This window comes from Vibrio sp. 10N.222.46.A1, assembly GCF_041473595.1.
Classification (GTDB): domain Bacteria; phylum Pseudomonadota; class Gammaproteobacteria; order Enterobacterales; family Vibrionaceae; genus Vibrio; species Vibrio tasmaniensis_A.
The window spans coordinates 996-9,842 of sequence record NZ_JBFRSN010000139.1; the positions used below are offsets into that span (position 1 = coordinate 996).

At 41.1% G+C, this 8,847-nt stretch carries 5 protein-coding genes and 3 pseudogenes; 2 read left to right on the forward strand and 6 right to left on the reverse strand.

What is annotated here, in order from left to right; genetic code table 11:
- Both AB4496_RS04985 and AB4496_RS04990 read right to left on the reverse strand, forming a co-directional pair.
- Positions 1-132: cold-shock protein (locus tag AB4496_RS04985; protein WP_372130652.1), on the reverse strand; the 132-nt coding region annotated here is incomplete at its 3' end.
- A gap of 287 nt (positions 133-419) precedes the next feature.
- Positions 420-868, reverse strand: a pseudogene (locus AB4496_RS04990) (recombinase family protein).
- 210 nt (positions 869-1,078) lie between these two features.
- Here AB4496_RS04990 and AB4496_RS04995 point away from each other — a divergent pair.
- Positions 1,079-1,339: a type II toxin-antitoxin system Phd/YefM family antitoxin gene (locus tag AB4496_RS04995; protein ID WP_069592240.1), complete on the forward strand. Its 261-nt coding sequence runs from the start codon at positions 1,079-1,081 to the stop codon at positions 1,337-1,339.
- Positions 1,339-1,641: pseudogene (locus AB4496_RS05000) on the forward strand (type II toxin-antitoxin system RelE/ParE family toxin). The gene AB4496_RS04995 and the pseudogene AB4496_RS05000 overlap by 1 nt, the downstream one beginning before the upstream one ends.
- Positions 1,642-1,677: 36 nt before the next feature.
- Here AB4496_RS05000 and AB4496_RS05005 read toward each other — a convergent pair.
- The 4 genes and pseudogenes from AB4496_RS05005 to AB4496_RS05020 all read right to left on the reverse strand — a co-directional run.
- Positions 1,678-2,019 (reverse strand): annotated as a pseudogene (locus tag AB4496_RS05005) (recombinase family protein); the annotation flags it as partial.
- A 568-nt stretch (positions 2,020-2,587) separates the two neighbouring features.
- A complete protein-coding gene (locus AB4496_RS05010) occupies positions 2,588-3,856 on the reverse strand; it encodes an RHS repeat-associated core domain-containing protein (RefSeq protein ID WP_016800081.1) in 1,269 nt (422 codons plus the stop codon).
- 34 nt (positions 3,857-3,890) lie between these two features.
- Positions 3,891-7,733 carry an RHS repeat protein gene (locus AB4496_RS05015; RefSeq protein ID WP_102258027.1) on the reverse strand — a complete coding sequence of 1,281 codons (3,843 nt, stop codon included), beginning with the start codon at positions 7,731-7,733 and terminating at the stop codon, positions 3,891-3,893.
- A gap of 15 nt (positions 7,734-7,748) precedes the next feature.
- Positions 7,749-8,847 (reverse strand): hypothetical protein (locus AB4496_RS05020; RefSeq protein ID WP_372090877.1); only part of this gene is annotated, 1,099 nt, incomplete at its 5' end.

The window sequence follows — 8,847 nt, forward strand, 5'->3', positions numbered from 1 at the left end:
AGTCTTGAAACCTTCAGATGCGATAGCACGGAAGTGAACGAATACGTCAGCACCGCCGTTGTCTTGAGTTAGAAAACCAAAACCTTTCTCTTCGTTAAACCATTTTACTACGCCATTTGTTTTGTTAGACATATTGTGTCCCTTATATAAGATAAAAATTAATCGCAAAATGCGATGCGCTGAGAGCTGGAATTATTTAATGTATCTATGAAGCTAAGGGAAACACTGAGGAAAACAACAATAACGAGGAATTCTGAGGGTTTTACTTTTACAACTTGATGTTTCATTTAATAACTCTGAACAACAGAGCGATGACATTATTATCCATTATCTCGTTTTTGTAAAGGTTTAATTTGAAGTTAACATATATCTTCCTGCTGCCCTGCAAAATACGATTTTTTACAAATTCACCTACACTTTTATCCCGAGACCTTATAAACAGTCGTCCGACTACACCCTAACTCTTTACTGAGCTCAGTTTATTCATGCCTTTGGTTTGCAATCTCTTGAATGAGTTGGTGAGCGTCTTAGAGGTGCCTCCCTTCTGAGCGCGCGCTCTGCCCACATCACTGTTAATATCCAAATCGCCCAAGTAATGAAAGACCAAACCGGCTTTCTTTCTCGCTAGCTGCTCAGCAATTTGCAAAGCATCAATGGTATTACGATCAAAATACGGTCGACTTTAGTAACGTGAATAACATCCCCTTCCCTCGCAAAGTCCAGCAACAGGTTAAGCAGTTCTCTCTCTGGGGATTCCCCCCCCTCGCTTGCTCTTGGTGAATTTTTCATAACCTATAGCTTTAACCTGTTCAAGTTGAACGTCGAGCGTTTGGTCTTGAATACTGACACGGACATAGCCAATTTTCATGAAATGAACCCTAAAGTGAACATTAAGATAGTTTTAATTAAGTGTACATATACATTTAAAAGACTAACTGGACAGTTCTGAGAGGGGTAACAAGTCGTATCCACTAAATTACACCTTTATGGACACGCCATTGGATTAACCGTATAACTAAAATCATACAAATCAGTTAAAGCGTTCGATTCGTTTATAATGAACGAAAAGGAGAATATTATGCAATCACTTACTGCTAATACAGCTAAAACTAAATTTGGCGATTTACTAATGAAGGCTCAACGTGAACCCGTACAAATCAATAAGAACGGTTCACCGGTTGCGGTGATGATGTCTTGTGAAGAATATGAGCAACTTGAAGCCCTGAAATTGATGGTGGTGAAATCGCGCTTCGAACAAGCAGAGGCCGATGTTCTATCAGATAACCTAGTCGACGGTGACGATTTCATGAATGCACTTGACCAAGGTAAATTTGATTAATGACGCAATATAAGCTTTCTTATGCAGCGCAGTCTGATCTCATTGATATTCGTCGCTATACATTAGAGCGATGGGGGCAAACACAATGGACCACTTACTTTTCAGAACTAAAGTAATCAATGGAATTACTGGCTAGCAATAAGTTGATCGGCATAGAAGTTTCAGAGTTGGGCCAAGACTACTTCCGCTTTCCTTTGAAGCACCATGTGATTTACTACATTCGAAAACAAGAGCTCCTCATTATTGCAGCCGTTTTTGGTAAGCACATGTCTCCCGCCAAGCACTTTTCACAACTCTCTTAACCCTTAGCTTCATATAGTCACGCAGCGTACTCGGCGCTTCACCCTCTCGGCTTGGCCCTTCAGTCTTCCGAGAATCATTCCGTTTTTCTTTCTGGCGGCGAGCGCTTCCTTCGTTCTCAGCGAGATCAACTCACGCTCGATTTCTGCCGCAATTCCTAGCACCTTAGCGGTGATATGAGATTGCCTCGAGCCATATAACTGTAAGTTTTCCTTTGCAATATAGACATTAATTTTCTTTTTCATGCACACTTCGAGTACCTCTAGTACTTGTAACGTTGAACGTGCAATTCGACTGACTTCAGCAAACACAATGCAATCTCCGCTCGTCATCCCCTCTACTAACACACCTAACTTAAGTGGTCGCCATTTTATCTTGCCTATCAAGCCAAAGTGGGCAGCCAAGCACACCGATTTTAAGCATCATCCCCAACGACTCGCCCCTCGAGTTAGAGTTACTCCTACCAGCCCGTTCTGCTGGTTTTGTTCAACAAGGTGATACCGAGCCTGGGTTGCTCATTGCGAATGCGACAGCGATCGGGTTGCAACCTTCAATGTTAAAAGTGTCATATGCCAGTGAGATAAGCACTTCTAATACTAATGAAGGCCCAGACAAGAAGAGTGTTACATTATCGCTTGAGCGTGAATTCCCCCTCGATGATAAAGAACCAATAACCGGACGCTCTCACTCGCTGCTGCTTCAAGCTCAGTTGCAATGCCGGCATCCACCTGTAGTAATCCGCTACAATAATGAAATAAACAACCAAACTGGGAGAATATTATGTTTCCATTTGAACTAAAAGTTAGCCATAGGACGGGACTCGGCAAAAGGCCAGACAGAAGTTTTTTACTTTTACCCAAATTTGGCAACAACCCCTATCCCCACCAACTTACCTCTAGATTTTTTGTAAAAAAGCACATTAGTTAAAAATTACTGTCATTCTAACTATCATAACCAAGACGGATTCCTACCATAAATGACGAGTTTATTCAGGTTACCAGCCGCGGTATTGAAGCTATTGGTCACCCTGGCTAATGCAGGGGCTTGAGGTCTGAACACTCTCCCTGAAGTTGCGGGTAGGTTGCGGACGTAGTTACCTGGCCAAGCAACCACTCTAGTATTTAGATGATTGGCTAAAGCCTGCCCTTGAGAAAACATGCTTCCTCCGGTCGCCCCGAAACAGGTTTGCAAATTAAACCTCTGAACGCTTCGCGCGCCCTCTGGTAGATACTCCGCAAGCCGTCCAGCTGTTTTAAAACCATCTGGCGTCATGGTTAACCCAATCCCCCCATGGCTGTAGACATAATCGTCGGCGCTCCTGTAGATAGCTGCTGTTCTTTGATAACCTGGTGAGCGCTGCCTTGTTATGGTCGTGAGATCTTCAAGAGGGGACCAATGTCTTAACTCAACCATCTCCATCGCTTGGCGTCGTGTAGCCATCAATGCTCTTCTGCTACGAGCCACCCCGATCCCTCTTCCTGCCCCAAACGTTACAAGGCCTATTACCGCCCCAATTCCCGCATTTAAAGCGGCATCTTTGGCACTTGAGCCAGTCGCCAATTCAAGACCAAAGCTAACTGCACTTGACACAGAAGCATCAGCAATCGCGAGGCCCACTTGTACACTGGTTTTTGCTCCCGTTGCTGCCGCGCCAAATCCTCCTGAGATAAAGCCAAGTGCGGCCCCAATCCCAACTTGTTCCCATTCAAAATGCGTATCCGTCACTATCGCACGAATTCCTTCTGCAGTTGCGGAGATGCCCGCCCCTAGAATTGCCCCTACAATCGCCCCTATAATTAAACTGGATATCGCAAACTTTCCGCTGGGATCACGCAAATTCACAGGATCGCCAAAACAATAGCTATAGGAGTTACTCCCTCCCTCTCCAAAAGGACTCAACACATCTGCAGAATGGAAGCGAGTCAAACCTGAACTATAAATCCGAAAACCATTGCCTAAATGATATAGCCCTGAACCAATGTCGCTAATCTCACGTTCGCCATTAAAACCTAACCGACTCTGAGAAAATTTAACAGGCACAATTAACCCTGAAGATTCAAATTTTGATTTAAAGGCTTCGCCAGCTAAGAGAAATCTTGGAGTAAAGTAAATAAACGGGGATAAAGCAGCCAATGAGGTGGAATACTTGATAAAAGTTCTTTTTGATAGATCTATATATCTTTGATTAACACCGGATGAACCATAATTCTTATTCATGATAAACATTTCCTCTATAAATCACGCATTCACCTCAACCTTGTCCATAGGGGGTGTACATTTTGTATTCTGTCGAAATAGTATCATCGCCATGGTGTGAGGTTAGAGTAGCGATAGCACTATGTTGGGCGTTTCCTAGTAAGTATTGATGTTCAGCAAGATGCACCGAGGTATCATAATTTGAAGGGCTGATATTAAACTTGAGGTACGAAGAAATAGTACGGTCCGTCCATAAACCACCCACGTTATGGTAACAAGTGTGCCATCCATCGTATAATTCGTTGACTATCTGGTCACCTTGATAATAAAGCTCCATCTTGGGTTCGTCTTGCCCAATTTGCGCCACTACACGGCCTTGAGCGTCGTATTCGAATTGATAAGACTTGTTGTTAATAGGCAGAGAAGTTGAATTCAATTGACCAAGAGCGTCATAATGATAAAGCGCCCCCCGCTCATCTTTAGTTATGTTTCCTGATGTGTCATAAGTTAAGTTAGCCGATTCAGAGTAGCTAATGTGGGTATTAGAGATTGACGCAAGACGCACCACGTCATCAGTATCATAAGTATATGTACAAATATTGTCGGTACCGTCTGAAAAAAACGTGATAAGTTTGGTTATATTGCCGTACAAGTCATAACTATATTGCTGTCGAATGATTTTGTTGCCAAATGTATCTTTGGGGTGTTCAAAGCCATCACACTGATAATCAACTAGTCGATGGAAATCATCGTATGACATTTTTTCAACCGTTGTTTTGTTGTCTCTTTCGAGTGTCTTTAGGCTGATTTGAAGTTCATCGTTATAAACTTGTTGCAAAGAAAACTGTAATTGAGAGTTTAGATGAACACTTCTTTTCGTTTCTAGTCCGACATCGTTTAATTCTAGTTTAATTTGAAGGTGATCATTTCCCCTATAAGTATCACATCCGACCAAGCGACTATAGTGATCATAATTTAAAGTGCTGAATGTATGGACACTCTCATTATTCGAATCTTGCTTAATATATTCGATATAAAACATTCTTCCGTAGCGGTCATAGCTGTATCTAACGACGTTACCAAAATAATCGTGCTTAAAATCCAGCCTGCCTGAAAGGTGATATTGTTCAAAGCTAAAAAGTCTAACAGACGTATTGGGGAAAAACGCCATCTCCTCTCTCGTCATCCCATCTTTAAAGTACACATAAGCACTGATGAGATTTTTATTCTCTGCACGTACTAGATGACCAGATTTTGCGTCGTAGTGATAGGTGACATTCAACGCTTCGTTGCCTGAAACATTATAGGCCGTGGCTTTCTTCAAATACTTATTGTACGTTATCTCGAGTTCATTACCATCCGCCATAACAACCCTCGTGGGAATTGGAGAAGCCCCGCTAAAAGACTGTTTTTCAGTTCCAGAACTCGACACTTCAGATACCATGCGAGATAGCCCGTCATACACCCTAATCCCAATGGTTTTATTATTAACACTGGTTTCAACAGGCAAAAGATCATGGCTGTAACGGACGTATTTTTTTGATATTTCAAGCGTTTCACCATCGTAGATTTGACGTGTTGAAACAACTCGGTCTGCGGTATCATAGGTGTATTCAACAGTATGACTTTTCTGGTCTGTGCTCGACACCAAGTTGCCTAAGGCATCATAAGTATTCTGGAAAAACGCTAACCGTTTCCCATGACTGTTGAGCAGCTCCTTTGTTAATAAGTTACCCATTAAATCAAAAGAACGAATTTCTGAAAGCAAACCTTGTATCGAATAGTTTATAGTCATCTTGACGGGGTTTTGCTTGATGACTTCTACCCTTCCCTCTGGGTGGGTGATTTTACTAAGGTTGCCTCTGGCATCGTATTCGTAGTTAGTTACCATTGAAGAACTGGTCGAAAAGTTATCAAATTCTTGCTGCTCAATCAATTGACCCAGGCTGTTATAGCTGAGTTCACTCAACACGATGAGTTGACCATTAAGATCACTTCGTTTTGTCTTAATGACCTTGCCTGCATTGTTGTAGTCTTCGACGCTTTGGATACCGGTAGGCTCTATGCTCTTCAATTGATTGAGCCCATCACCAACACGATATACATACTTCACTACCGCTTCATAATCCGTCCCTTCCGCCTTTATCTCTCGAGTCCGCCTACCAAGAAGATCGTATCGACAACTTGAGATAACTCCTTCACTATCGACCCACTGAACGGCTTCACCACTCTTTAAATCATGCTTGACTTGGGTGGTAACGACTAAATTATCATGTGTTGTTAGTGCGCTTGTAATTTCAACATCTTGGTCGGTATAACGGTACGACAAGTCCTTTCGTGAAACAAAATCATTGATAAAAGTAGAGGTTTTTTGTAATTGACCATGAGTAAGCTCTTCAACATTGTTAAAGTAAACATAATCTACACGACTCAGAGAGCTCTCTTCATGTTTAAGGACGACAAAGTTGCCTCCTCCGATGCGGGGTAAGGATTGGTAGGTGAAGACACTTTTCCTCTCTTGTTCATGACTAGTAATAGAGGAAGCTGGCTGGAAAGTTTCTTCCTGCAGGAAGGCAACAAACCCATTAGGCTCTGGAGGGCATGCTTGACCTTCTCCTGAAGAGGTGTAATAGACTCGCTTCGTTTGATCACCATTTATCTCTCGAATTAAGGTTTGATTCCCATAATCATCGTACTGATACTTATGGACAAACGTTCTAGAATCAGAATCTTCATAGTGAGTTTCATGTTTTTCCTTCAGAAATGAGTAATTGGCTGGTTGATGCTCAATACTGGTATTTATCTCCGCGTAATAAACGTACTCTTCTTTTCTGTAAAGAACCTCATTGTGGCGATATTCTATAGATTTTTGTAAATGATATTTATTATAAGACCGTGTTATGGATTGCGTGCTATTTATTTTCTCGACACTACTATACTCATAGTCACTCCTAGATTTGAATAGAGTATCTTCTCCATTGACGAACGCGGCTTCACTAGCAAAACCGAGATAGTTTTTATCTGAATAAGTATAGTTTGTTACTCGGTCAGGTTGATTATTCCCAGCGACAAATCGATGCATAGTCACATAAGGGACTTTACTGACCGGCCCACCGCTCGGAAAGCTGTGCCCTTCATTTTGGTAAGTGAGGATTTCTTTCAGGCCACTGGGATGAGAAAAGACTGTCAGGAGGTCATAGTTAATATTACTCAGGTATTCGTACTCAAAAGTGATATTCGACTCGTCATCAGGTAAATGAAGCGTTGTTAATCTTTTATAAATACCATTGCTTTCTTTATCAACAACCAGTGTTTGATAGGTTTCTCCACCTACAACCTGTGTGACCGTTGTTTTTAAGTCTTCAGACCAATAATCTATCCGTAATTCTCTTCCTGAGCCATCCGTTATTTTCCACAATTTGCTAGTTTGGTCACTCTCTCTATAGTGGAATGTTGTTTCCAAGCCTTGGATGGAGGTGATCTTTTTCAAGGCTCCCGTTTCATAGTCTATCGATTCTACAATCCCACTTTTATAGATAACATTAATTTCATTATTACTGAGAGAATAGAGTAACTTAATATCTTTAATTTTTCTGTATGGGAGTTTATATTCATTAGTCTGATGATTATAAATCGCTTTATAATTTTGGCCTGAGCTCAGGTAAATAATACTATCTTCTTTTTCAAAACGACTTAAAGAAAGTAGCCAGCCTCTCCCAAACCCTTCATCTCGAACACTTTCGGCACGATAGTTTAATACCAAGGAAATGGGAGAACCTACGGTTTTATGTGATAGAAAATCAGCGAGCCTTATTGAACATATATAAGCCCCAGTCCTAGGATCGACACCTGAATTATTAATAATTGAGAAGTTATGTGCATTCGATAAAAAAGACATTTTATTAATCACCTATTAATTATGTTCACTATGTATTCTTCTTAAATAGTACCCTTCCTCGAAATAATCATTGTAGCTAGTTCTTGAAAAACTAAAGTATCCTCTATTGCCAAATTTATCTTCGAAATACACTATTTTTCCATCAGGACTAATACTTTGGTTCCAGTCATAGGGAGGAAATGCTTTAGAGATGTTAGCAGAGTTGCTGCTGTAAATACCGCGCCCAAATGAGCTGACGAATATAATGGCCTCATCTGTATTGAGATCGCCATAGACAACCCGGTCTTTCCAGCCAGTGTCATAGGTAGTTGAAAATGGTATGTTGATATGGCCAGCATCTGTATCATATATCCAGTATAAGGCGGAAGAGGACTGGCTGTTGCTATAAGTCCCCAGCAACCTATGGTGGTCATTATTAAATCTCAGCCCCCCTTCTTGCCAAACTTTCTGGAGCGTAAAATTGTTAGGCTTATACTTCTGGAGATGAAGAATGGCCCCATCACTCCATCCGCTATTGCTTGTTTCGTAGGTAAAATCTGAACTGGTAAAGGTTCTTGGGGTCAACAATTCGACGATGGCAGAAGATTTGTTTGTGGTTCCATTACAAGTATTTTGGGTAAGAGATTCACCAGTGATATTATTGGTGGCCGTCGCTTGGACACACAGATGATAAACATCTGCACGGTTACCTGAAACAAACTTAGAAACACTCCTATAGCCTTCTCTTCGTCTGTTTCGGTTACTTCCATCCTCAAGCCTGATATCTAATACATACCCGCTGTGAGAATCTGAGACGGAGAGCGAGTCAATCGTTTCCGCCGTATAGAGTTTTTTGAGACTTGCATTGTCAAACGTGTAATTAGATTTCAACTGATAATAAATTTCAATTTCGGCCTGCATTCTATTATTGGCGTATATTTTAGAATTTGGCGATAAATTCACATAGGTGCCTTCAAGATAAAGCCTCGAAAAAGGTTCCTCTCTAGGTCCAGTGGAAGAGCAAAAAGCGCTATTAATATTAAATAAAAAAGCGAGTAAACATAGTTTTTTAAATGAATTTGTTTTTAGAAATTTCATATAATATATCCCATATTTGACCACCATGACAATATAT

Coding starts and splice junctions, on each gene's coding strand:
- AB4496_RS04995 (WP_069592240.1), top strand. CDS start 1,079: ATGCAATCACTTACTGCTAATACAGCTAAAACTAAATTTGGCGATTTA.
- AB4496_RS05010 (WP_016800081.1), bottom strand. CDS start 3,856: ATGAATAAGAATTATGGTTCATCCGGTGTTAATCAAAGATATATAGAT.
- AB4496_RS05015 (WP_102258027.1), bottom strand. CDS start 7,733: ATGTCTTTTTTATCGAATGCACATAACTTCTCAATTATTAATAATTCA.